The 24,804-nt window shown below is 56.0% G+C and carries 23 protein-coding genes; 20 read left to right on the top strand and 3 right to left on the bottom strand.

The genetic code is table 11. From position 1 onward, the window contains the following. Nucleotides 1–11: 11 nt before the first annotated feature. From plsX to ptsG, 12 genes are all read left to right on the top strand, one after another. Nucleotides 12–1,052, top strand: coding sequence for a phosphate acyltransferase PlsX (gene plsX / locus HX773_RS02590; RefSeq protein WP_008103068.1), 1,041 nt, complete (start codon nt 12–14; stop codon nt 1,050–1,052). Continuing rightward, nucleotides 1,053–2,006, top strand: coding sequence for a beta-ketoacyl-ACP synthase III (locus HX773_RS02585; RefSeq protein WP_176970305.1), 954 nt, complete (start codon nt 1,053–1,055; stop codon nt 2,004–2,006). A 16-nt stretch (nt 2,007–2,022) separates the two neighbouring features. Beyond that, on the top strand, nt 2,023–2,955 hold the full coding sequence (gene fabD, locus HX773_RS02580) for an ACP S-malonyltransferase (RefSeq protein WP_176970304.1): 933 nt from the start codon (nt 2,023–2,025) through the stop codon (nt 2,953–2,955). Nucleotides 2,956–2,965: 10 nt separating this feature from the next. Continuing rightward, nucleotides 2,966–3,700: a 3-oxoacyl-ACP reductase FabG gene (gene fabG / locus HX773_RS02575; protein ID WP_007885776.1), complete on the top strand. Its 735-nt coding sequence runs from the start codon at nt 2,966–2,968 to the stop codon at nt 3,698–3,700. A gap of 153 nt (nt 3,701–3,853) precedes the next feature. After that, nucleotides 3,854–4,090 carry an acyl carrier protein gene (acpP, locus tag HX773_RS02570; RefSeq protein WP_007885774.1) on the top strand — a complete coding sequence of 79 codons (237 nt, stop codon included), beginning with the start codon at nt 3,854–3,856 and terminating at the stop codon, nt 4,088–4,090. Between the two features lie 86 nt (nt 4,091–4,176). Then, nucleotides 4,177–5,418, top strand: coding sequence for a beta-ketoacyl-ACP synthase II (fabF, locus tag HX773_RS02565; RefSeq protein WP_101760834.1), 1,242 nt, complete (start codon nt 4,177–4,179; stop codon nt 5,416–5,418). A 76-nt stretch (nt 5,419–5,494) separates the two neighbouring features. Further along, the gene (gene pabC, locus HX773_RS02560; protein WP_176970303.1) at nt 5,495–6,307 is read left to right on the top strand and encodes an aminodeoxychorismate lyase; all 813 of its coding nucleotides are present in this window, start codon (nt 5,495–5,497) and stop codon (nt 6,305–6,307) included. Next, nucleotides 6,304–7,323: an endolytic transglycosylase MltG gene (gene mltG, locus HX773_RS02555; protein WP_176970302.1), complete on the top strand. Its 1,020-nt coding sequence runs from the start codon at nt 6,304–6,306 to the stop codon at nt 7,321–7,323. Before pabC ends, mltG begins: the two co-directional genes overlap by 4 nt. Further along, a complete protein-coding gene (gene tmk / locus HX773_RS02550; RefSeq protein ID WP_176970301.1) occupies nt 7,313–7,948 on the top strand; it encodes a dTMP kinase in 636 nt (211 codons plus the stop codon). The genes mltG and tmk overlap by 11 nt, the downstream gene beginning before the upstream one ends. Continuing rightward, complete coding sequence (holB, locus tag HX773_RS02545; protein WP_176970300.1) at nt 7,945–8,934, top strand: DNA polymerase III subunit delta'; 990 nt, start codon at nt 7,945–7,947, stop codon at nt 8,932–8,934. The genes tmk and holB overlap by 4 nt, the downstream gene beginning before the upstream one ends. A 16-nt stretch (nt 8,935–8,950) precedes the next feature. Continuing rightward, the gene (locus HX773_RS02540; RefSeq protein WP_154181483.1) at nt 8,951–9,742 is read left to right on the top strand and encodes a metal-dependent hydrolase; all 792 of its coding nucleotides are present in this window, start codon (nt 8,951–8,953) and stop codon (nt 9,740–9,742) included. A 285-nt stretch (nt 9,743–10,027) separates the two neighbouring features. Further along, on the top strand, nt 10,028–11,461 hold the full coding sequence (ptsG, locus tag HX773_RS02535) for a PTS glucose transporter subunit IIBC (RefSeq protein ID WP_176970299.1): 1,434 nt from the start codon (nt 10,028–10,030) through the stop codon (nt 11,459–11,461). A 223-nt stretch (nt 11,462–11,684) separates the two neighbouring features. Here ptsG and HX773_RS02530 read toward each other — a convergent pair whose 3' ends face one another. Then, nucleotides 11,685–12,824, bottom strand: a complete 1,140-nt coding sequence (locus HX773_RS02530) for a glycoside hydrolase family 105 protein (protein WP_176970298.1) — start codon at nt 12,822–12,824, stop codon at nt 11,685–11,687. Continuing rightward, nucleotides 12,821–14,425, bottom strand: coding sequence for an MFS transporter (locus tag HX773_RS02525; RefSeq protein WP_176970297.1), 1,605 nt, complete (start codon nt 14,423–14,425; stop codon nt 12,821–12,823). The genes HX773_RS02530 and HX773_RS02525 overlap by 4 nt, the downstream gene beginning before the upstream one ends. 356 nt (nt 14,426–14,781) lie before the next feature. Here HX773_RS02525 and hinT point away from each other — a divergent pair, with 356 nt between their 5' ends. The 8 genes from hinT (at nt 14,782) to HX773_RS02485 (ending at nt 20,921) form a co-directional block, all read left to right on the top strand. Further along, on the top strand, nt 14,782–15,132 hold the full coding sequence (gene hinT, locus HX773_RS02520; RefSeq protein ID WP_007885755.1) for a purine nucleoside phosphoramidase: 351 nt from the start codon (nt 14,782–14,784) through the stop codon (nt 15,130–15,132). A gap of 17 nt (nt 15,133–15,149) precedes the next feature. Further along, a complete protein-coding gene (locus tag HX773_RS02515; protein WP_101760824.1) occupies nt 15,150–15,515 on the top strand; it encodes a YcfL family protein in 366 nt (121 codons plus the stop codon). Between the two features lie 10 nt (nt 15,516–15,525). Continuing rightward, entirely contained in the window at nt 15,526–16,122 is a 597-nt protein-coding gene (gene lpoB / locus HX773_RS02510; protein ID WP_176970296.1) for a penicillin-binding protein activator LpoB, read from the top strand. After that, a complete protein-coding gene (thiK, locus tag HX773_RS02505; protein ID WP_370463581.1) occupies nt 16,082–16,924 on the top strand; it encodes a thiamine kinase in 843 nt (280 codons plus the stop codon). The genes lpoB and thiK overlap by 41 nt, the downstream gene beginning before the upstream one ends. A gap of 15 nt (nt 16,925–16,939) precedes the next feature. After that, nucleotides 16,940–17,983 carry a beta-N-acetylhexosaminidase gene (gene nagZ / locus HX773_RS02500; RefSeq protein WP_176970295.1) on the top strand — a complete coding sequence of 348 codons (1,044 nt, stop codon included), beginning with the start codon at nt 16,940–16,942 and terminating at the stop codon, nt 17,981–17,983. 39 nt (nt 17,984–18,022) lie between these two features. After that, nucleotides 18,023–18,565: an alpha/beta hydrolase YcfP gene (gene ycfP, locus HX773_RS02495; RefSeq protein WP_061716944.1), complete on the top strand. Its 543-nt coding sequence runs from the start codon at nt 18,023–18,025 to the stop codon at nt 18,563–18,565. Nucleotides 18,566–18,777: 212 nt separating this feature from the next. Further along, on the top strand, nt 18,778–20,082 hold the full coding sequence (locus tag HX773_RS02490) for an NAD(P)/FAD-dependent oxidoreductase (protein WP_176970294.1): 1,305 nt from the start codon (nt 18,778–18,780) through the stop codon (nt 20,080–20,082). A gap of 296 nt (nt 20,083–20,378) precedes the next feature. Next, a complete protein-coding gene (locus HX773_RS02485; RefSeq protein WP_007885735.1) occupies nt 20,379–20,921 on the top strand; it encodes a glycine zipper 2TM domain-containing protein in 543 nt (180 codons plus the stop codon). Nucleotides 20,922–21,101: 180 nt separating this feature from the next. Here the strand turns inward: HX773_RS02485 and mfd are convergent, their stop codons facing one another. Beyond that, on the bottom strand, nt 21,102–24,545 hold the full coding sequence (gene mfd / locus HX773_RS02480) for a transcription-repair coupling factor (RefSeq protein WP_176970293.1): 3,444 nt from the start codon (nt 24,543–24,545) through the stop codon (nt 21,102–21,104). Between the last annotated feature and the right edge of the window lie 259 nt (nt 24,546–24,804).

The raw sequence follows: 24,804 nt of genomic DNA, 5'->3' as shown, positions 1-24,804 counted from the left end.
AAGGCGATACCTTGACACGTTTGACCCTGGCAGTTGATGCCATGGGCGGGGACTTCGGTCCTTGCGTGACAGTGCCTGCAGCCTTGCAGGCACTGGCCTCTCATTCGGAGCTGGTTCTTCTTCTGGTCGGCGATCCCGACATCATCTCGTCATTTCTTGCCAAAGCGGATTCCTCGTTACAGAGGCGTGTGCAGGTTATTCCTGCCGAATCGGTTATTGCAAGTGATGCCAAACCTTCTCAGGCGATTCGTAACAGCCGCGGCAGTTCCATGCGAGTGGCGTTAGAGTTGGTGAAAGAGGGGAAAGCACAAGCCTGTGTCAGTGCGGGAAATACCGGCGCACTGATGGGCCTGGCGAAAATGTTATTAAAACCGCTGGATGGCATTGAACGTCCGGCGTTGATGACGGTGTTGCCGCATCAGCAGCATGGCAAAACGGTGGTGCTGGATCTCGGCGCTAACGTTGAATCCGACAGCGCCATGCTGGTGCAGTTTGCGATCATGGGCGCAGTGATGGCCGAAGAAGTGCTGGAGATCGCCCAGCCGCGTGTTGCGCTGCTGAATATTGGTCAGGAAGAGACCAAAGGATTGGAAACAATCCGCGCCGCATCTGCGGTGCTGCGAGCGTCACCGCAAATCAACTATATTGGATATCTTGAGGGGAACGATCTCCTCACCGGCAAGACGGATGTGCTGGTTTGTGATGGCTTCGTTGGTAACGTCACGTTGAAGACCATGGAAGGCGTGGTAAGAATGTTCCTCTCTCTGATTAAATCGTCAGAGGAAGGAAAAAAACGGGCCTGGTGGCTAACATTGCTGGGGCGCTGGATTCAAAAGCGTCTGGCAAAGCGTTTCGGCCATCTCAACCCCGACCAGTACAATGGCGCTTGTCTGTTAGGATTGCGCGGGACAGTGATCAAAAGCCACGGTGCGGCGAATCAACGTGCATTTGCCGTGGCGATAGAGCAGGCAGAGCAGACGGTGCGAAAGCAAGTCCCAGAGAGGATTGCGGCGCGCCTTGACACTGTATTAGCCAGGAGTGACAAAGCGTAGATGTTTACCAAAATTATCGGTACGGGCAGCTATTTGCCTGAGCAGATTCGCTCCAATGCGGATCTGGAAAAAATGGTCGAGACGACGGACGAGTGGATTGTCACCCGTACCGGCATCCGTGAGCGTCGTATTGCCGCTCCGGAAGAAACCGTTGCTACTATGGGCTTCACCGCAGCACAGCGCGCGCTGGAAATGGCGGGTGTGAATGCGAGCGACGTTGGCCTGATCATTGTGGCGACCACCTCTTCCAGCCATGCCTTCCCAAGTTCAGCGTGCATGATCCAGCAAATGCTGGAGATCAACGATTGCGCTGCCTTCGATTTGGCCGCTGCCTGTGCAGGCTTCACCTATGCACTGAGCGTTGCCGATCAATACATCAAAAATGGTGTGGTAAAACATGCGCTGGTGATCGGTGCAGACGTGCTGGCACGTACGCTCGATCCTAACGATCGCGGCACCATCATTCTGTTTGGTGATGGCGCAGGCGCGGTGGTGCTGAGCCAGAGCGAAGAGCCAGGTATCCTTTCTACCCATCTGCACGCCGACGGCCGTTACAGCAAACTGCTGACGCTGCCGTATCAGGATCGTGCCCATCAGGATGAGCCTGCTTATCTGACGATGGCGGGCAATGAAGTCTTCAAAGTGGCCGTGACTGAACTGGCGCACATTGTTGATGAAACCCTGCAAGCCAACAATCTTGATCGTGAAATGCTCGACTGGCTGGTGCCGCATCAGGCGAACCTGCGCATTATTAGCGCAACCGCCAAAAAGCTCGGCATGGGCATGGAGAAAGTTGTGGTCACGCTGGATCGTCACGGTAATACTTCTGCCGCGTCAGTACCAAGTGCACTGGACGAAGCGGTGCGCGATGGCCGTATCAAGCCGGGACAACTGATTCTGCTGGAAGCCTTTGGTGGCGGTTTCACCTGGGGTTCTGCGCTGGTTCGCTTTTGATTGACAGGAACGAAAGATGACGCAATGTGCTTATGTTTTCCCAGGTCAGGGATCGCAGACCGTCGGCATGTTAGCCGAGCTGGCCGCTGAAAACCCGCAGGTTGAAGCCACTTTCCGTGAAGCTTCAGATGCGCTGGGTTATGACTTATGGCAGCTGGTCCAGCAGGGACCGGCTGAAGAATTGAATAAAACCTGGCAGACGCAGCCTGCGCTGCTGGCGGCTTCTGTTGCTATCTATCGCGTATTGCAGAGCAAAAATGCGGTGCAGCCAACCATGATGGCCGGCCACAGCCTCGGTGAATACTCGGCGCTGGTTTGTGCCGGTGTGCTGAATTTCGCTGACGCCATTAAACTGGTTGAGCTGCGCGGCAAACTGATGCAGGAAGCGGTACCGGAAGGTACTGGCGCCATGCAGGCGATTATCGGCCTGGATGATGCATCAATCCGTAAAGCCTGCGAAGAGAGTGCGCAAGGTCAGGTGGTTTCACCGGTTAACTTCAACTCGCCAGGCCAGGTGGTTATCGCGGGCAACAAAGAAGCGGTTGAGCGTGCGGGTGCAGCCTGTAAGGCTGCCGGCGCCAAACGTGCACTGCCGCTGCCCGTCAGCGTGCCATCGCACTGCGCGTTGATGAAACCTGCTGCCGATAAGCTGGCGGTGGCGCTCGAAGCGATCACCTTCAATGCGCCTTCGGTGCCGGTGGTGAATAACGTCGACGTGAAGTGTGAAACTGAAGGTGCTGCGATTCGAAGCGCGCTGGTCCGTCAGCTGTATAGCCCCGTGCGCTGGACCGAATCGGTCGAATTTATTGCTGCGCAGGGCGTTGAGCAGCTGCTGGAAGTCGGTCCAGGTAAAGTCCTGACCGGTCTGACCAAACGTATTGTGGATAGCCTGAGTGCCGCTGCGGTGAACGATTCTGCTTCACTGAGCGCTGCACTTTCACAGGAATAAGAGGAAAAACATGAGCTTTGAAGGTAAAGTAGCGCTGGTTACCGGTGCAAGCCGTGGAATTGGTCGCGCCATTGCGGAAACGCTGGCTGCGCGCGGTGCTAAAGTGGTGGGAACCGCCACCAGTGCAAGCGGTGCGGAAGCAATCAGTGCTTACCTCGGCGACAAGGGCAAAGGCCTGCTGCTGAACGTCACTGATGCCGCCTCAATTGAGAGCGTCCTCGAACAAGTTCGCGCCGAATTTGGCGAAGTGGACATTTTAGTCAATAATGCAGGCATTACGCGTGACAATCTGTTGATGCGCATGAAAGACGATGAGTGGGCGGATATCCTTGATACCAACCTGACATCTGTCTTCCGTCTTTCTAAGGCGGTTATGCGTGCCATGATGAAAAAACGCGTGGGCCGTATCATTACCATCGGTTCTGTAGTTGGGACCATGGGTAACGCGGGTCAGGCAAACTATGCGGCAGCAAAAGCAGGTTTGATTGGCTTTAGCAAATCACTGGCGCGAGAAATTGCGTCACGTGGCATTACTGTAAACGTCGTGGCTCCGGGCTTTATCGAGACGGACATGACGCGTGCACTGAACGAAGATCAACGTTCGGGTATTTTGGCAGAAGTTCCCGCAGGTCGTTTAGGTGACCCGCAGGAGATTGCCAATGCTGTTGCATTCTTAGCCTCTGACGAAGCAGCCTACATCACGGGTGAGACGCTTCATGTCAATGGCGGCATGTACATGGTCTGATAATCACGAAAACATTTGCTTTATCTGCGGTAAACACCGCAGAATAACGCAAAATCGTGGTTCGACCAGCCGGGATTTTGTTGCATCTTTTTCAACATTTTATACACTACGAAAACCATCGCGAAAGCGAGTTTTGATAGGAAATTAAATAGTATGAGCGATATCGAACAACGCGTTAAGAAAATCGTAGCTGAGCAGCTGGGTGTTAAAGAAGACGAAGTGATTAACACTGCTTCTTTCGTTGAAGACCTTGGTGCAGATTCTCTTGACACCGTTGAGCTGGTAATGGCTCTGGAAGAAGAGTTTGATACTGAAATTCCAGACGAAGAAGCTGAGAAAATCACTACCGTTCAGGCAGCGATCGACTACATCAATAGCCATCAAGGCTAATGAATATCTTCAGGCGGTCACCTCGACCGCCTGAGTTTTATGTTTGCCCCACATAGCGTTATTTTTTCCCTCCCTGGAGGACGTGCGTGTCTAAGCGTCGTGTAGTTGTGACTGGTCTTGGCATGTTGTCTCCTGTCGGCAATACCGTAGAGTCTACCTGGAGTGCTCTCCTTGCCGGTCAGAGCGGCATTAGCCTGATCGACCATTTTGATACTAGTGCCTACGCAACGCGTTTTGCGGGCTTAGTAAGAGATTTTAATTGCGATGATTTCATCTCGCGCAAAGATCAGCGCAAGATGGATGACTTCATCCAATACGGCATCGTTGCGGGTATTCAGGCTATGGCAGACTCCGGTCTGGTCGTAACCGATGAGAATGCTGGTCGCATTGGTGCGGCAATCGGTTCTGGTATTGGCGGACTGGGTTTAATCGAAGATAACCACAGCTCGCTGGTCAACGGTGGACCGCGCAAAATCAGCCCATTCTTCGTGCCTTCTACCATCGTCAACATGGTTGCAGGTCACCTCACCATCATGTACGGCCTGAAAGGTCCAAGCATCTCTATCGCAACTGCCTGTACGTCTGGTGTGCACAACATTGGTCATGCGGCGCGTATTATTGCGTATAACGATGCTGATGTGATGTTGGCCGGTGGTGCGGAGAAAGCCAGTACGCCATTAGGTGTAGGTGGTTTCGGTGCTGCTCGCGCGCTCTCCACGCGTAATGACAATCCTCAGGCGGCAAGCCGTCCGTGGGATAAAGATCGTGACGGTTTCGTGTTGGGTGACGGTGCTGGCATTGTCGTACTGGAAGAGTACGAACACGCTAAGAAACGTGGTGCGAAGATTTATGCTGAGATCATTGGTTTCGGCATGAGCAGCGATGCTTACCACATGACGTCACCTCCGGAAGACGGTTCAGGTGCAGCCGCAGCGATGGTTAACGCGCTGCGTGACGCGCAGCTGAACGCTGAGCAAATCGGTTATGTCAACGCGCATGGCACCTCGACGCCAGCCGGTGACAAAGCGGAAGCGCAGGCGGTTAAATCGGTATTTGGTGCGGCGGCTCACAGTGTGATGGTCAGCTCCACCAAGTCGATGACTGGCCACCTGTTGGGTGCGGCGGGTGCGGTAGAAGCGATTTATTCGATTCTGGCGCTGCGCGACCAGGCGATTCCACCGACCATCAACCTCGACAATCCTGACGAAGGTTGCGATCTGGACTTCGTGCCGCATACGGCGCGCCAGGTCAGCGGACTGGAGTACACCTTGTGTAACTCCTTCGGATTTGGCGGCACTAACGGCTCGCTGATCTTCCGCAAGGTTTAATCGCTCCTCAGCCATACAGAGGCCCGCAATGCGGGCCTTTTTTATATTTTCTACCGGGCTAATCAAGGCGGCCAACATGTGGATAAACGGCATAGCGCAAACCGAGCTTTCAGCACGCGATCGCGCAGTGCAATTTGGTGATGGCTGCTTTACCACCGCCGCGGTGATTAACGGCCATGTTGTAATGCTGGATGCGCATCTGCAGCGGCTCAAAGAGGCCTGCGCACGGTTAATGATGGATGCGCCTGATTTAGCACAGCTCGCCACAGAAATGCATGATGCCGCAGCGGGACAAACACAGGCGGTGCTGAAAGTAATTTTGACGCCGGGCGCAGGCGGACGCGGTTACAGCCGCGCAGGTTGCCACTCTCCCACGCGCATCCTTTCGCTCTCGCCGTGGCCGCAGCATTACGCCACGCTGCAACAGCAGGGCGCTGTGCTCCACACCAGCCCAATCCGTCTGGCGCGCAATCCGTTGCTGGCCGGGGTAAAGCACCTTAATCGCCTTGAGCAAGTGCTGATTCGCCAGCATCTTGACCAGACGGGCGGTGACGAGGCGCTGGTGCTTGACACTGGCGGGACGGTGGTGGAATGCTGTGCGGCCAATTTATTCTGGCGCAAAGGCAACAACGTCTTTACGCCGCAGCTTGAGCAGGCAGGCGTGGATGGCCTTATGCGTCGTTATCTGATGGCACAGATGGCCGCGAATGGCCAGACTTGTCAGCTGATTGATGGCAGCAGGGACGACGTATTGAATGCCGATGAAGTGGTGATATGTAACGCCCTGATGCCTGTTTTACCCGTGCGGCAAATTGACGACGTTTCGTTTACCGCACGCTCGCTGTATCAGCAACTGCGCGCCAGTTGCCCGACGATGGAAGCATCATGACTCGAATGAAAAAAATTCTCGCAGGCGTTGTGGTTGTCGCAGGACTCGCCGCCGCCTTTAGCTATTGGCAGATTGCACGTTTAGCCGATACGCCCTTAACACTGCAGCAGGAAACCATTTACACCTTGCCCGCTGGCAGCGGTCGCGTGGTGCTGGAAGCGCAACTGGAAAGTCAGAAGATCATTCCGCAAAGCATCTGGTTTGGGCCGTTGCTGAAACTGGAACCGGAACTGGCACGTTTTAAAGCCGGTACCTATCGCCTGGAAACCGGCATGACGGTGCGCCAGCTACTGCAATTGTTAGCCAGCGGTAAAGAAGCGCAATTCCCGGTGCGTTTTATTGAAGGTTCGCGTCTTACCGAGTGGTTAGCCGAGCTGAGGAAAGCGCCATACCTGAAACACACGCTGAGTGACGATCAATTTGCCACCGTTGCCGCCGCACTCAAACTCGACGTCAGCCAGCTGGAAGGCAGTTTCTATCCTGATACCTATCTCTACACCGCCAATACCAGCGATGTGGCGCTGCTGGAACGTGCCCACGCGCGCATGAACAAGCTGGTCGATGAGATTTGGCAGGGACGCATGGAGAATCTGCCTTACAAGAAAGAGCAGGACATGGTCACCATGGCATCGATCATTGAGAAAGAGACCGGCGTGAGCGAAGAGCGCGCGCGCGTGGCGTCGGTGTTTATCAACCGCCTGCGGACCGGAATGAAACTGCAAACCGATCCCACGGTGATTTACGGTATGGGCGACAGCTACACCGGCACGCTAACGCGTAAAAATCTGGAAACGCCGACCGACTACAACACTTACACCATTAGCGGTATGCCGCCGGGACCGATCGCGATGCCGGGCCGTGCTTCACTGGAAGCGGCTGCGCATCCGGAAAAAACCAATTACCTCTATTTTGTCGCGGATGGCAAAGGTGGACACACCTTTACCACCAATCTGGCCAGCCACAACAAAGCGGTGCAGGTTTACCGGCTGACAATGAAGGAAAAAAATGAAAAGTAAGTTTATCGTCATTGAAGGCCTGGAAGGTGCAGGCAAAACCACCGCGCGCGATGCGCTGGTTGCCGTGCTGCATGAGCACGGCATTAATGATGTCGTCTTCACGCGCGAGCCGGGCGGTACGCCGCTGGCAGAACAGCTGCGTGTGCTAGTCAAGCAGGGCATTGATGGCGAGCAGGTGACCGATAAAGCCGAGCTGCTAATGCTCTACGCGGCACGCGTGCAGCTGGTAGAGAACGTGATCAAACCGGCGCTGGCACGCGGTGCGTGGGTGGTTGGCGATCGCCACGATCTCTCTTCACAAGCCTATCAGGGCGGCGGGCGTGGTCTGGATGCGCAACTGATGACTACGCTGCGCGATGCGGTGCTGGGCGATTTCCGTCCCGATCTCACGCTCTATCTCGACGTAACGCCAGAAATTGGCCTGCAACGCGCCCGCGCACGCGGCGAGTTGGATCGTATTGAGCAGGAATCATTGCGGTTCTTTGAGCGCACGCGTGAACGCTATCTGGCCTTAGCCGCTCAGGATCCTTCGATCCTCACTATTGATGCGACGCAAAATATCGAAGACGTGACATCGTCACTTCAAAGCACCTTGCGTAGCTGGCTGGCAGGCCAATCCGCATGAATTGGTATCCGTGGCTGAATCAGCCTTATCGACAAATCATCGCCCGCCATCAAAGTGGACAGGCGCATCACGCGCTGCTGGTACAAGCCATTGAAGGCATGGGTGACGATGCGCTGATCTGGGGCGTGAGCCGTTGGTTGATGTGTTTGCAGCCGGAAGGATTGAAAAGCTGCGGCCATTGCCACGGCTGCCAGTTAATGCAGGCGCACACGCATCCCGATTGGTATCGCCTGGAAGCAGAAAAGGGAAAATCCTCGCTTGGTATTGATGCGGTGCGCGACGTCACTGAAAAGCTGTATCACTTTGCCCAGCAGGGCGGCGCAAAAATCGTTTGGTTGCCCGATGCCGCGCAGCTCACGGAAGCCGCCGCCAACGCATTATTGAAAACGCTGGAAGAGCCACCGGCCAATTGCTGGTTTTTCCTCAGCGTGCGCGAACCTTCACGCCTGCTGGCTACGCTGCGCAGTCGCTGTATGACGTGGCATCTGTCGCCGCCAGAAGAGGCGCATAGCCTGCAATGGCTGCAGAAACAGCAACCGCAGCCGGAAGAGAAGCTGCGCGCTGCCTTGCGTTTGAGCAATGGCGCACCCGCCGCCGCTTTGACGCTGTTGCAGCCCGAGCGCTGGCAGGCGCGTGAAACGCTGTGCGAAACGCTGATCAAAGCGCTCAACGGCGATGTGTTGCAGCTGTTACCCGCGCTGAACAGCGAAGATGTGGCTGAACGTCTCAGCTGGCTGATTTCGCTGCTGGTGGATGCGATGAAAGTGCAGCAGGGCGCAAGTCAGTGGCTGAGCAACGGCGATCGCCCGGATGTGGTCACGCAGTTAGCGCAAAGAATGAACAGCAGTGCGCTTAACAGCAGTGCGCAGCAATGGATGAAGTGCCGCGAACAGCTGTTGCATGTTGCCGCACTCAACCGTGAATTAATGTTGACCGATCGTTTACTCGCCTGGGGACGTTTACTGACTCCGGCAACGGTCGGCTAAGCAAAAAGAGAACTCTATGTTTATTGTCGATTCCCACTGCCATCTCGATGGCCTCGATTATGAAAAGCACCATCGCGATCTGGATGATGTCATCGCCAAAGCGGCAGCGCGCGATGTGAAATTTATGCTGGCGATTGCCACCACCTTGCCGGATTACTACAAAATTAAACAGCTGGTGGGCGATCGTGAAAACGTCGCGCTGGCCTGTGGTGTCCATCCGCTTAATCAGGAAGCGCCGTACGACGTCGAAGAGTTCCGCCGTCTGGCCGCAGAGGATCGCGTGGTCGCGCTGGGTGAAACCGGGCTGGACTATTTCTATCAGCAGGAAACCAAAGCGCAGCAGCAAGCCTCGTTTCGTGAGCACATTCGTACCGGTATCGCGCTTAATAAACCAATCATCGTGCACACGCGTGATGCGCGTGAAGACACGCTGGCGATTCTGCGCGAAGAGCAGGTAGAGAAGTGCGGCGGCGTGCTGCACTGTTTTACCGAAGATAAAGAGACCGCCGCCAAACTGCTCGATCTCGGTTTTTACATCTCTTTCTCCGGCATTCTGACCTTCCGCAACGCCGAACAGATCCGCGATGCGGCGCGCTACGTGCCGCTTGATCGTATGCTGGTGGAAACCGATTCGCCTTATCTGGCGCCGGTACCGCACCGTGGTAAAGAGAATCAGCCGGCGTTTACGCGTGATGTGGCGGATTACATGGCGGTGTTAAAAGGCGTTGATATCGAAACGCTGGCCGCTGCCACCACCGAAAACTTCTCCCGCCTGTTCCACATCCCGATGAGTCGTCTCGGCGGCTAAACGCTTTATTTCAAACGCTGTAATTAATCACAAATCACTTTACTGTACTGCGTCTTACGGGACGCAGGCAGTGTTTTATTGCTGTTTATTAGCGCAAGTCAGTAAGAAATGACTGAAAGGAAAGGGGCGTCCTTAGCGAAATGTGATGGCCGTCAATTTAACAATTAGCGATTTATTTTACTCTTCGTAATAAATCAAAAGACGCTCAGCGTCACCCCGGCGAAGGATCCTCCCCCTAAGCCATGCGCACTGCGCAAAAAATTGCACTCATACTCAGGAGTTTCTATGTTCAAGAACGCATTTGCGAACCTGCAGAAAGTAGGTAAATCGCTGATGTTGCCGGTATCGGTTCTGCCGATTGCCGGTATTTTGTTAGGTGTTGGTTCAGCAAACTTCAGCTGGCTGCCGGAAGTGGTTTCCCACGTCATGGCCGAAGCGGGTGGTTCGGTGTTTGCCAATATGCCGCTGATCTTTGCGATCGGTGTGGCGCTAGGCTTTACCAATAACGACGGCGTCTCCGCGCTGGCGGCCGTGGTCGCCTACGGCATCATGGTTAAAACCATGGCGGTCGTCGCTCCGCTGGTGCTGCACTTACCGGCGGGCGAAATCGAGGCCAAGCATCTTGCGGATACCGGTGTGCTCGGTGGGATCATCGCCGGTTCCATCGCGGCGTATATGTTCAACCGCTTCTACCGCATCAAACTGCCTGAGTATCTCGGCTTCTTTGCCGGCAAGCGCTTTGTGCCGATCATCTCCGGTCTGGCGGCGATTTTCACCGGTGTGGTGCTGTCATTCATCTGGCCGCCAATCGGTACGGCGATTCAGGACTTCTCACAGTGGGCAGCGTATCAAAACCCAGTCGTGGCCTTTGGACTGTACGGTCTGATTGAGCGTTCACTGGTGCCGTTTGGTCTGCACCATATCTGGAACGTACCTTTCCAGATGCAGATTGGTGAATTCACCAATGCCGCAGGTCAGGTGTTCCACGGTGATATCCCACGTTACATGGCGGGCGACCCAACCGCAGGCAAGCTGTCTGGCGGCTTCCTGTTCAAAATGTATGGTCTGCCAGCGGCAGCGATTGCGATTTGGCATACTGCTAAACCAGAAAACCGCGCCAAAGTGGGCGGCATCATGATCTCCGCCGCGCTGACCTCGTTCCTGACCGGTATCACCGAGCCAATCGAGTTCGCCTTTATGTTCGTGGCGCCGATTCTGTATGTGATCCACGCGATTCTGGCAGGCCTGGCCTTCCCAATCTGTATTCTGCTGGGTATGCGTGATGGCACCAGCTTCTCACACGGTCTGATCGACTTTATCGTTCTGAGCGGTAACAGCAGCAAAATCTGGCTGTTCCCGATTGTGGGTATCATCTACGGCCTGATTTACTACACCGTATTCCGTTTCCTGATTGTGAAACTGAATCTGAAAACCCCTGGCCGTGAGGAGACCGCGATGGAGCAGAGCAGCGCAACCGGCAGCGAAATGGCGGGCAAACTGGTTACCGCGTTTGGTGGTAAAGAGAACATCACTAACCTTGATGCCTGTATCACGCGTCTGCGTGTGAGCGTGGCGGATGTGGGCAAGGTTGATCAGGCTGAACTGAAAAGCCTCGGCGCACGTGGTGTGGTGGTAGCAGGTTCAGGCGTTCAGGCGATTTTCGGCACCAAGTCCGATAACCTGAAAACCGAAATGGATGATTATATCCGCGGTATGTAACGGGGTGTTTTAACCGCGCGCACATGCGTTGATAGCAGGAAGAGGCGGCAGAGGAGTAAAGCGTCCCGCGACAAGGATGTCGCGGGCCGAGCCCCAGGGATGGTTTATGGCGACTTTACGATCTGACGCCTCTTCCAGCGAAAGCACTTGAACCCTCTGTCGCCGCTTCAACGCACTTTATTTTCGGTGCGTAAAAATGCCCTCAAATGAGGGCATTTTTTATTTATAAATAAACCCGCAAATACTCGGTTAAACACAGCAGCGCCATTGCCTGACCATACGGCATTGAGGTGAGCGGAATTTGGCGGTAATACTCCAGATCGCTGCCCATCGCTGTTCCGAACGACACCTGCTTCAATTCCCCATCCTCATCGATATTGCCGATCACGCCGCGCAATGCTTTCTCCGCCAGCGGCAAATACTCGGGCGAAAGATAATGTTTGCGCACCGCTTTAAGAATGCCATAGGCGAAACCGGCGGTGGCGGAGGCTTCCGGGTAACTGTTGGGATCGTCGAGCAAGGTGTGCCACAAACCGCTGCTGTGCTGACAGGCGCTCAGCGCCTTCACCTGACTTTCCAGCACCTGTTGCAGGAAACGCCGCGTGGCGTGCTGTTCCGGCCAGTTCATCATCTCGAGGAAATCAGGAATTACGATAGTCAGCCAGCTGTTGCCGCGCGCCCAACGTGCGTTGGCAAAATTGTGCCGCCCATCAAACGTCCAGCCGTGGAACCACAAACCGGTTTGGCGATCCATCAAATATTGAGTATGAATCAGGAACTGATAGCTGGCTTCTTCGACAAACTCCGGACGATCCAGCAGCTGACCAATCTTCGCCAGCGCCATCACGCTCATCATTAAGGTGTCATCCCACAGCTGCTGGGTGTTTTCATTGTTGTAGACGATGTGCTGCAAGCCGCCTTGCTCGGTGCGCGGCATCTCATACATCACCCATTCAGCCCAGCGCTCCAGCACCGGCCGCCACGCGGCATTTCGCGTCTCTTCATAGCGATACGCCAGCGTCAGGAATGGGCAGACGGTATTGACGTTCTTGGTTGGTGTACCTTCCGCCAGGCGCGTGCTGAACCAGTCATCGATAATCTTCAGCGTAGCTTGATCGCCGGTTTGCTGATAGTAGTGCAGCATGCCGTACAGGCCGATGCCGTGCGTCCACTCCCAACCGGCCCAGCCTTTGGTATCGATCACGCGGCCATCATCGAGGCGCAGCAAAAACTCGCCGCTGTGATCGGTAATATTCACCAGATTATGGGTTAGCCGCTGAATCAACTGCACCAGCTCAGTACGTGGCAACAGATATTCAGGCTGGCGCAGTAACGCGCTGTGCTTTACAGGAAATACAGTCATGGTTCATTCCTATCGTTAATCAGGGTAGAGAGAGAAGGTAAAGATCGTGGCTGCGTCGGCAGCGGCGGTGCGGCAGCTTTATCACGGTTGAGATAGCCGACGTTGTTATTGCCCCACAGATTTTCATACGGCATGCCCGCCAGCATTTCGACCACTTCACGCGCCTGCGGCGTAATGCGCTCTGGCACCACGCGTCCGGCTTCACGCATTTTCAACGTCTCTTCGCGCAGCACGGTGTGAGTTTGCAGATTGAGTTTGAAGCGCAGTGAAATAATGAAGCCGCAAGCCAGCACGCAGAGCGTGCCCACGCTGAGGATCGCCAGAATGGTATGGCCGACAGCCGGCACCTGCGTGGCCTGACCGGAAGAGAAGCCCGCCAGCTGCAATACGATACCGACGAACATCACCGCACCTGCTTGCGAGGCTTTGCGCGTCAGCGTCATGATGCCGGCAAAAATGCCTTCGCGACGTTGACCGGTAATCACTTCATCGACGTCAGCGATATAGGTGTAAGTATTCCACGGCACATAGTTGATGCCGCCGCGACCGAGACCGGCAAGGCCGGAAATCAATACCAGCAGAGCGAAATTATCGTTCATGCCGGTGTACCACAATCCGGCGTAGGAGAGGGCGCTAAGACCAAACAGCACCACCACCATACGATACGCGGGCGCAGGTCCAAGGCGGATACACAGCGGAATCATTGCCATCACCGCAATAAACTGCATCACCGCCATGGTGCCCATCAGGTTGGAGGCGATCTGCGCGCTTTGCATCAGCACAAACACCACATACCAGGTGAACACCGCATTAAAAACGTCCTGCGCAATATAGCCGCCGAGATACATGCCCAGATGCTGACGGAAAATACGAATGCGCAGCGTTGAGGCCAGCTCGGTGTAGAGGCGCTTCAGGCTCTGCAGCAAGGTCAGCTGCGATTTTTCCTGCTCGGCGCGGCGCGATTCGGCAGAGAAATCGTCGGGATCGCGTTCCCAGGTAAACAGCCACACCAGCGTTAATACCAGCGCACAAATCACCGAGAACACCAGGCTGGCGTAGAAAAAGGAGATCGGATTATCTTTGCCAAACCAGCCAATCAGCACGCCCGGCAGGAACGCTGCCAGAATGGCCGACAGCTGCGCCAGGCCAATACGTGCGCCAGAGAAACGGGTTTTCTGTTTGAAGTCATCGGTCATCTCCGGCACCAGCGTTTCGTAAGGCACCAGAATCATGGTGTAGACCATATCGAACAGCAGATAGGTCAGCAGATACCACCAGAAACTCATGTCGCCAACCCACATCAGGCTGTAGCTGAACACGCACGGAATGCCGAGCAGGATAAAGAATTTGCGGCGGCCAAAGCGCTTGCCGAGCCAGGTCGAACCAAAGTTATCGGTCAGGAAACCCATGAGCGGGCTCACCACCGCATCCAGCACGCGGGCGGCAGCGAAAATGAAGGTCGCCTGAATCGGCGAGAGCCCACAAAAGGTGGTGTAAAAGTAGAGCAGCCAGGCGGCGGTTAACGCCGTGGTGCCTGCACCGAGGAAATCCCCGGACCCATAGGCCAGATAATGGCCCAGGCCAATCTTACGAGAGCGCATGGCAGGTTCTCCTTGAATTAGTCGGTAAACACATCCCTCATCACTCCGTACAACTTGCTCGGATTGGATTGAAAGTAGAGCGGCTTAAGCCGGCAAACCTTCGTGATTTCGCAATGACTTGCAGGTGAATGGCAAAATCACAAAGAAAATGGCGTGATATCTCTAATTTATAAAACAGCGTTTCATTTTTGTGGTTAATGAGATGTTAGAAATGCGAGCCGTAGCACAATGCATGGTGAAGTGAGAAAACGGCTTAAAGGCAGCCATTTAATGCAGGAATTGTGGTCCTGAGGTTGAAAGAAATGGAATTCCTCACGCATACTGCCTGACTGAACTCAGGCTTAAGGAAATGCACCATGGCTGAAGAAACCATTTTCAGTAAAATCATCCGTCGCGAGATCCCCGCCGACGTGGTTTATCAGGACGAACTGGTCACCGCCTTCCGTGATATCGCGCCCAAAGCGCCTACCCATATCTTGATCATCCCCAACGTACTGATTCCCACCGCCAACGATGTGCAGGCCGCACACGAGCAGGCGCTGGGCCGGATGATCACCGTGGCCGCCAAAATTGCCCGTGATGAAGGCATTGCCGAAGATGGCTATCGCCTGATCATGAACTGCAACAGCCATGGTGGTCAGGAGGTTTATCACATCCATATGCATTTGGTTGGCGGTCAGCCGCTGGGCCCGATGCTGGCCATCTAACTCAGGCGGACAACGTGATGCGTCAATGGCTGAGTGGCTTGCTGTTGCTGACCCTTGCAGGTTGCAGCAGCGATAAGCCGATGATTAATACCTCGCAATCGCTGGTGATGGAATCAGCGGTGTTATCTGCGGGCATTATTACCGATGATCCGAAGTTGACCGAACAAGATGGTCAGCAGCGTGCCATGAGCGTGTTGTACAACCAGCGTGAAACGCCGGTGAAAGTGCACTATCGTTTCTATTGGTACGACGACAAAGGATTGGAAATCACGCCGGAAGAGCCGGCGCAGAGCCAAATTGTTCCGGCGCACGGCAGCGTAGAAGTGGCCTCACAAATGGGCAATCCGACCGCCAGTAAGGTGCGTCTCTATCTTTATCTTTGAGGAGTAAGCTGTGATTCGCAGTATTAAACGTTCGGGCGCGCTGCTGTTTGCGCTAATGCTCACCGGTTGTGTGGTGCAACAACAGACGCCGGCACCGGTAGAACCCACGCAGCCGACCACACCCACTCAGCCAGTAGAGCCGCCAACGCAGCCAGTGCCGCCGCCGCAAACCGTGCCGCAGCCACCAAAGTTGAAAACCATTAACTGGGATGCCAGCGTACAACCATTGGTCGGCAAGATGGTGCAATCTTCAGGCGTGAATCCGGGCAGCGTGCTGCTGGTGGACCGCATCAAGAACAGCACCAACGGCGCGCTGCAAACCGACAAAGCCACCGATGCGATTCAGAATGCGTTGGCCAACAACGGCAAGTTCACGCTGATCACCCCAGAACAGCTGGCGCAGGCCAAGCAGACGCTGGGCTTATCGCCGGATGACAGCCTCAACTCGCGCAGTAAAGCGATTGGCCTGGCGCGCAACGTTAACGCGCAGTATGTGCTCTACAGCAATGCGCAGGGCGATGTGAAATCACCGACGCTGCAAATGCAGCTGATGCTGGTACAAACCGGTGAAATCATCTGGTCAGGAAACGGTGTTGCTCAACCCTGATCCCCAGCTGCAAAACCTGCTTCAGCAACAATGGCCGACGGCGCAAGCTGCCGGTCATTTTTTCGCGCTGCCGGGACTGAGCGGGCAAAGCGTGCGCGTGCAGATGCCGCAGGGCGAGTTGCTGGCGCGACGTGCGCCGCCGCAGCCGATCCCGTTTGTTGATCGCCAGCGCGAATACCGCATTCTGCAGCAGCTCCGGCATGCACAGCTGGGTCCGCAGCCGCTGGCGTGGCGCCATCCCTGGCTGCTGCAAGGCTGGCTGCCGGGCGAGGTGCTCACCTCCGCGCAGTTTAACGCGCAGCGGGAGGCGATTGTGGCGCTGCTGCAACGTCTGCATCAACAGCCGCTAACCGGCTACCGTTTACGATTAGCGCCGCTGCTGCAGCGCTATTGGCAGCTTTGTCGTCAGCGTCACTGGCGCTGGCAGCGTCGTCTGCAACGCTTATTACAGCAGGGCGAACCGCAGCCGCTGCGGCTGGCGCCGCTGCATATGGATGTCCACGCCGGCAACCTGATTGCCACACCGGAAGGGTTACGCCTGATCGACTGGGAATATGCCGCCGACGGTGATGTGGCGCTGGAGCTGGCGGCGGTTTGTGCGGTCGATGGCGATACGCGTTCCGCGTGGATTGCCGATTACGCCGCGCGCGCGCAGCTTGATGAGCCGGCACTGGCGCGCCAGATGCAGCGCTGGCAACCGTGGCTGCAGCTGCTGATGGCCAGCTGGTATCAGCTGCGTGCCGAGCAGTGCCAGGATGACACCTTACTACGGCTGGCGCAGGCCAGCTGGCACGACCTTTAACGTAGGATCTTAATCATGACCATGAACACGCCTGGACCGCTGATGCTCGACGTCGAAAGCTATGAGCTGGACGCCGAAGAACGCGAAATTCTGCAGCATCCGCTGGTGGGCGGACTGATTCTGTTTGCCCGCAACTTCCACGATGTCGAGCAGTTAGCAGAGCTGGTGCGCCAGATTCGCGCGGCATCGCGTCATCGTCTGGTGGTAGCGGTGGATCAGGAAGGCGGTCGCGTGCAGCGTTTCCGCGACGGCTTCACGCAGCTGCCGGCGATGCAATCGTTCGCCGCGCTGCACGATCTCAATAGTGCCGGTGAACTGGCGCAGCAGGCGGGCTGGCAGATGGCGTCGGAGATGATCGCCATGGATATCGACATCAGTTTCGCGCCGGTGCTCGACATTGGTCACATCAGCGCGGCGATTGGCGATCGTTCATTCCATGAAGATCCGGCCATCGCCCTGCAGGTCGCGCGCCGTTTTATCAACGGCATGCATGAAGCCGGCATGAAAACTACTGGCAAACACTTCCCCGGTCACGGTGCGGTCAGTGCCGATTCGCACAAAGAGACGCCGCGCGACAACCGCGATGCCGCCACGCTCCGTCAGCATGACATGGCGATCTTTAAGCAGTTGATTGACGAGCAGCTTCTCGATGCGGTGATGCCGGCGCACGTTATCTATACTGAGGTGGATCCGTTGCCCGCCAGCGGTTCCCCGTACTGGCTGCAAACCGTTTTACGCCAGGAGCTCAGCTTCAACGGCGTGATTTTCTCCGACGATCTGTCGATGGAAGGTGCCGCGGTGATGGGCAGCTACGCCGAACGCGCGCAGCAGTCGCTGAATGCCGGTTGCGATATGATCCTGGTGTGCAATCAGCGCGCGGGCGCGGTGAGCGTGCTGGATAACTTGACGCCGATCGGCGCAGAGCGCGTAACGCAGTTATACCATCAAGGGCGTTTTACCCGTCAAAGCCTGCTGGCAAGCGAGCGCTGGCGGAAAAATCAGCGTCAGTTAAGCGCGTTGCAAGAGCGCTGGCTGGCGCACAAAGCCTCGGGCAGATAAGCGTCGCTGCCCGGATCTCATTCCACGCTGAGGAAAATCATGATCATCTATCTGCACGGTTTTGATTCCAACAGTCCGGGCAACCATGAAAAGGTGCTGCAGCTGCAGTTTATTGACCCGGACGTCAGATTAGTCAGCTACAGCACCCGCCATCCCAAACACGACATGCAGTTTCTGCTGAAAGAGTGCGACAAGCTGCTGCAACAGGGCGACGATGCGCATCCGCTGATTTGCGGGGTTGGGCTCGGTGGTTATTGGGCCGAACGCATTGGCTTCCTGTGCGGCATGCGTCAGGTGATTTTCAATCCTAATCTGTTCCCGTTTGAGAACATGGAAGGCAAAATCGATCGCCCGGAAGAGTATCTCGATATCGCCACTAAGTGCGTCAGCGATTTCCGCGAAAAGAACCGCGAAAAGTGTCTGGCGATTCTGTCTCGTCAGGATGAAGCGCTGGACAATCAGCGCAGTGCGGCGCACCTGCAGCCGTTTTATGAAATCATCTGGGATGACGCAGCCAGCCATAAATTCAAGAACATCGCGCCGCATTTGCAGCGCATCAAAGCCTTCAAACTCCTCGCCTGACCGCCGACGCGCCGTGTGATGCGGCGCATAAAATGTGTAACATTCTGATAATGCAGCTGAAAGATTGATGTACATCAATTTTCTTATGTGATGTCTCTGACGCCGTGATATTCTGCCCTCAGCTCGCGATTTAACGTCGCCAACCCTATGTTTATTAAGGTTTTTATTAACCTTTAATTAACTATTGGTTTACAACTTTGAGGGGGTCTTTGTTGACTACATCTATGGAAAAAATCGTTATCATCGGCGGTGGTGCTGGCGGCTTAGAGCTGGCAACGCAGCTCGGTCACAAGCTGGGACGCAAGAAGAAAGCCGAGATCATATTGGTCGATCGTAACCACAGTCATCTGTGGAAACCGCTGCTGCACGAAGTGGCAACCGGTTCGATGGACGAAGGGATTGATGCGCTGAGCTATCTGGCGCACGCACGCAATCACGGGTTCCAGTTCCAGCTGGGATCGCTGACGCAAATCAATCGTGAAAACAAAACCCTTGAGCTGGCCGAAATCCGCGATGCGGAAGGCGCACTGTTAGTGCCGCAGCGTGAGCTGGCCTACGATCGCCTGGTCATCGCGCTTGGCAGCACCTCAAATGACTTCGGCACGCCGGGCGTAAAAGATCACTGCATCTTCCTCGACAACCCGCATCAGGCGCGTCGTTTCCACAACGAAATGCTCAACCTGTTCCTGCGTTTCTCGGCCAGCGAAGGCAGCCTGGAAAAAGTCAACATTGCCATTGTCGGCGGCGGCGCCACCGGCGTGGAACTCTCCGCAGAGCTGTATAACGCGGTGAAACAGCTGCACAGCTACGGCTATAAAGGCCTGGATAGCAGTTCGCTGAACGTCACGCTGGTGGAAGCCGGTGAACGCATTCTGCCTGCGCTGCCACCGCGCATCTCAGCGGCGGCGCATCAGGAGCTGACCAAACTTGGCGTGCGCGTGTTGACGCAAACCATGGTCACCAGCGCCACCGAAAACGGCTTGAATACCAAAGGTGGCGAATTCATCGACGCCGATCTGATGGTGTGGGCGGCCGGTATCAAAGCGCCAGATTTCCTGAAAGAGATTGGCGGACTGGAAACCAACCGCATCAATCAGCTGGTGGTGAAAGAGACGCTGCAAACCACGCTGGATGATGACATCTACGCCATTGGTGATTGCGCCTCCTGCGCGCTGCCGGGTGGCGGATTTGTGCCGCCGCGCGCGCAGTCAGCGCATCAGATGGCGTCGCGTGCGCTGGAGAACATCCTTGCACAGCGTAAAGAGAAGCCGTTGAAAGCGTATGTTTATAAAGATCACGGTTCGCTGGTGTCGCTGTCGCGCTTCAGCACCGTCGGCAGCTTGATGGGTAACCTGATGCGCGGATCGATGATGGTGGAAGGGCGAATTGCGCGTTTTGTCTACATCTCTCTATATCGTATGCACCAGATTGCGCTCCACGGATACTTCAAGACCGGTCTTATGATGCTGGTCGGCAGTCTTAACCGCGTCCTGCGTCCGCGCCTCAAGCTGCACTGATGATTTTCGGGCGGTGAATGCCGCTCCACGCCACGCCAGCTGCCGTAACCCGCTGAAAACTGCACGTTCAGCTTAAGGTTACGGCACTATTTCACCCGCTCTCAGAACTCTCCTAAAAGCTGGCCCTGATGGGTTTCCGCTGCGTTTCCTCCATTAATCTGATGTTGCAATTACGGTCCATCTGTAAAACTTATTACCAACAAACACGGCGCGGCGCGCACGCCGGTTATGCCTCGGCTACACAGGATTTGGTAGCGGCAGGAATGCGCGGTAACAACCTTCAGGAGGACATTCCTGTGAATAAATCAATGTTAGCGGGTATCGGTATCGGCGTGGCAGCAGCGTTAGGTGTTGCCGCAGTCGCCAGCATGGATGTCTTCGATCGCGGCCCGCAGTTTGCACAAGTTCTGTCGGCGACGCCGATCAAAGAGAGCATCAAGCAGCCGCGACAGGAGTGTCGCAATGTGACGCTGACCCATCGTCGTGCGGTCCAGGATGAGAATCGCATTGCCGGTTCGGTGCTGGGCGCGGTAGCCGGTGGCGTGTTGGGCCATCAGTTTGGTGGCGGACGCGGACGTGATGTCGCTACGGTAGCGGGCGCGTTGGCCGGTGGTTACGGTGGTAATCAGGTGCAGGGTGCGCTGCAGGATCGCGACACTTACACCACCAACGAGCAGCGTTGCAAAACGGTATACGATAAGCAGGAAAAAATGCTGGGTTATGACGTGACCTATAAAATAGGCGACCAGCAGGGCAAAATCCGCATGGAAAACGACCCTGGCACCCGCATTCCGCTCGACCGTAATGGTCAGCTGATCCTGAATTCGAATCAGGCCTGATTGGGCAAAGATGCATCACAGCAGCAGTAACGATAAAAGCGCCGCAAGGCGCTTTTTTTGTATATGAGATCCTCAACTCGCACGGATTCGTAGCGGCGCAATTTATTGCGCCTTATCAATGGCGCACGGAGTCAAAGGCGCGCGATGAATCGCGCCGCTACGATTCCGTGCGGATATCCACTAAACCCGGTTTTTTGCCAGCTCGCTGACAAATCCCTGCACCCATTCCATACGGATTTTCCGGTCCGCCATGTCGCGGGTAAACTTCAATCGCGTTGGGCCATCCAGCTTCCACTGCTGAGGATCTTTCTGCAGCAGGCCAATCAGCCAGCCCGGGTCAACCTGATTCTGCGGCGCAAACTCGAAGAATCCGCCTTTGTCACTGGCTTCAATCTTACGAATCCCCAACTGGCGCGCCACTAATCGCAGCCCGGCGATATCCAGCAGATTACGCGCCGCATCCGGCAGTTTGCCGAAGCGGTCAATCATCTCAACCTTCAGCTCCGCCAAATCCTGCTCATCGGCGGCGCTGGCCACGCGCTTGTAGAGCGACAAGCGGGTATTCACATCCGGGATAAAATCATCTGGCAGCAGGGCAGGCATACGCAGTTCGATTTCGGTTTGATTGCTGGTGAGATCTTCCAGCGACGGCTCGCGGCCCGCCTTCAGCGCATCGACCGCGTTCTCCAGCAGCTCCATATACAGCGTGAAGCCGATGGTTTCCATCTGGCCGCTCTGATCTTCGCCGAGCAGTTCACCCGCGCCGCGAATCTCCAGATCGTGGGTCGCCAGCGCAAAACCAGCGCCGAGATCTTCCAGCGAAGCGATAGCTTCCAGACGCTTCTGCGCATCGGTGGTCATCGCTTTTGGATGCGGCGTCAGCAGCCACGCATAGGCCTGATGGTGCGAACGTCCCACGCGGCCACGCAGCTGATGCAGCTGCGCCAGACCAAAGTGGTCGGCGTGTTCGATGATAATGGTGTTGGCGCTGGGTACGTCGATACCGGTTTCGATGATGGTGGTACACACCAGCACGTTAAAGCGCTGATGGTGGAAATCATTCATCACCCGCTCCAGATCGCGTTCGCGCATCTGACCGTGACCAATGGCAATACGCGCTTCCGGCACCAGTTCGGCCAGTCGCTGCGCCGCTTTCTCAATGTTCTCCACGTCATTGTAGAGATAGTAAACCTGGCCGCCGCGCAGCACTTCACGCAGGATCGCCTCGCGCACCACCAAGCTGTCATACTCACGCACAAAGGTTTTCACCGCCATGCGTCGTGCCGGTGGCGTAGCAATAATCGACAGATCGCGCATGCCGCTCATCGCCATATTCAGGGTGCGCGGAATCGGCGTGGCGGTGAGTGTCAGGATATCTACATCGGCGCGCATCGCTTTGATCCGCTCTTTGTGACGCACACCAAAGCGGTGCTCTTCATCGACAATCAGCAGGCCGAGATCGTGCCATTTCAGGTCGTTCGACAGCAGCTTATGCGTACCAATCAGAATATCAACTTTGCCCTCGCGCGCCTGTTCCAGTACCTGACTCTGCTCTTTGGCGGTGCGGAAGCGCGACAGCATCTCAATGCGCACCGGCCAGTTAGCGAAACGATCGCGGAAGTTGTCGTAATGCTGCTGCGCCAGCAACGTGGTCGGAACCAGCACCGCGACTTGTTTGGCGTTCTCAACCGCCAGGAACGCAGCGCGCATCGCCACTTCGGTTTTACCAAAGCCCACGTCACCGCACACCAGACGATCCATCGCCAGCGGCTGACACATGTCGCTCAGCACTGCGTTGATCGCCTGACCTTGATCCGGCGTGGTTTCAAACGGGAAGCCTTCGCAGAACAGCTGATACTGATCGCGATCGTGCTTAAAGGCAAAGCCGGTTTTGGCCGCGCGCTGCGCGTAGATATCCAGCAGCTCCGCCGCTACGTCGCGCACTTTCTCAGCGGCTTTCTGCCGCGCGCGTGACCAGGCATCGCTGCCAAGTTTATGCAGCGGCGCATTCTCATCCGCACCGCCGGCATAGCGGCTAATCAGATGCAGCGACGAAACCGGCACGTACAGCTTGGCGTCGCCCGCATAGGAGAGCATCAGATATTCGGCGACGATGCCGCCGGCTTCCAGCGTGGTCAGGCCGATATAACGCCCAACGCCATGCTCCAGATGCACCACCGGCTGGCCGGGATGCAGCTCGGCGAGGTTGCGGATCAGCACATCGGGATTGATGGTGCGGCGATTATCCTGGCGACGACGACTGACTCGCTCGCCCAGCAGATCGCTTTCGCAGATCAACGCCAGCTGGCGTTGCGTATCGATAAAGCCGCGTTCGCTGGCGCCAATCATCAGGCTATGCGGTTGATTGGCGGCCTGATCAAAGTGATCGATAGCCTGTGGACGCAGTTTGATGCGCGTCAGCAGCTCTTGCAGGCTTTCGCGGCGGCCTTCACTCTCAACCGAGAAAATCACCTGACCGCTGAATTGTTCGAGGAACTGACGCAGCAGATCGAGTGGCGCTTTGGCCTGCGCCTGCACGGTCAATTCCGGTAGCGGCTGATAACCGAGATTGGTATTCGCCGCTTTCTCCGGCAGCGTTTCGCTGCTTAACTGCATACGCGGCCAGGCTTTCAGTTCGCTCATTAGCGTGTCGGGACGCAGCCACAGCGTGACCGGCTCCAGCAACGGACGCATCGGATCGATACGGCGATTCTCAAAGCGCGCGTTGGCGTCAAGCCAGAAGCGCTCGGCGCTGGCCAGCAAATCACCGCTGTTGAGCAGCAGCGTATTGGCGGGCAGATAGCTGAACAGCGTCGGCAGCTCCTGCTCAAAGAACAGCGGCTGCCAGTATTCGATACCGGCGGGCAGCGTGCCTTTGCTCACCTGCTGATAGACGTGCTCCGGCTCGCGCCGTACGTCAAAGGTTTCGCGCCAGCGGCTGCGGAACAGCTCGATGGCGGCTTTATCCGTGGGGAATTCATGCGCCGGCAGCAGGTTGATAGCGTTGACCGCTTCCAGCGTGCGCTGGGTATCGACATCAAACAGACGCAGGCTGTCGATCTCGTCATCAAAGAAGTCGATGCGATAGGGTTGATCGCTGCCCATTGGGAACAGATCGAGCAGCGCACCACGCGTGGCGTATTCGCCGTGCTCCATCACCTGATCGACGTGGCGATAACCGGCCTGCTCCAGCTGATCGCGCAGCGCATCGCGCGACAGCTTTTGCCCTTGCTGCATCACCAGCGCATGGCCGTGCAGGAAGCTGTGCGGACAAACGCGCTGCATTAGCGTGTTGACCGGCATAATCAGCATACCGCGCGTTAAGTTGGGCAGTTGATACAGCGTGGAGAGGCGAGCAGAGATAATGTCCTGATGCGGCGAGAAGCTGTCGTAGGGCAGCGTTTCCCAGTCAGCGAGATTGGTGACCGGCAGATCGGTGAACTGGCGAATCTCCTCCTGCAGACGCAGGGCAGATTGCATATCCGGGGTAATCATCAACACCGGACCGCTGTGGCGTTCGGTGATGCTGGCGCACTCAACCGCTTGCGCGGCGCCGACGAGCTGGCCGAGCTGGCGATGGTCGCCGGCTTTGACTGGCAGGGTATAACGACTCTGTTCCGACATGGGATCTCGACATTCTCTCCTTGGATTACAGGGCGTCATCATTCCATAATCCGCCCTGAGGATCATCTGTCGTTTCTGAGTTTCTGCCAGGTCGCCATAAATGACGACCCTACAAAAACGCGCAGGTCGCCATTATGGCGATAATGCCCGCCAGTTAAGCACCGCATTAAATCACCGCACATTTCGTAGCGGCGCGATTTATCGCGCAATGAATTGCGCCGCTACACTATGTGCGTTCAATAATTTGTTTTTTCATCTC

Origin of the sequence: Pantoea sp. B9002 (assembly GCF_013385945.1) — a bacterium.
Lineage (GTDB): Bacteria > Pseudomonadota > Gammaproteobacteria > Enterobacterales > Enterobacteriaceae > Pantoea.
The sequence above is the reverse complement of the archived record's forward strand: the minus strand, read 5'-3'. Positions and strand labels throughout refer to the sequence as shown.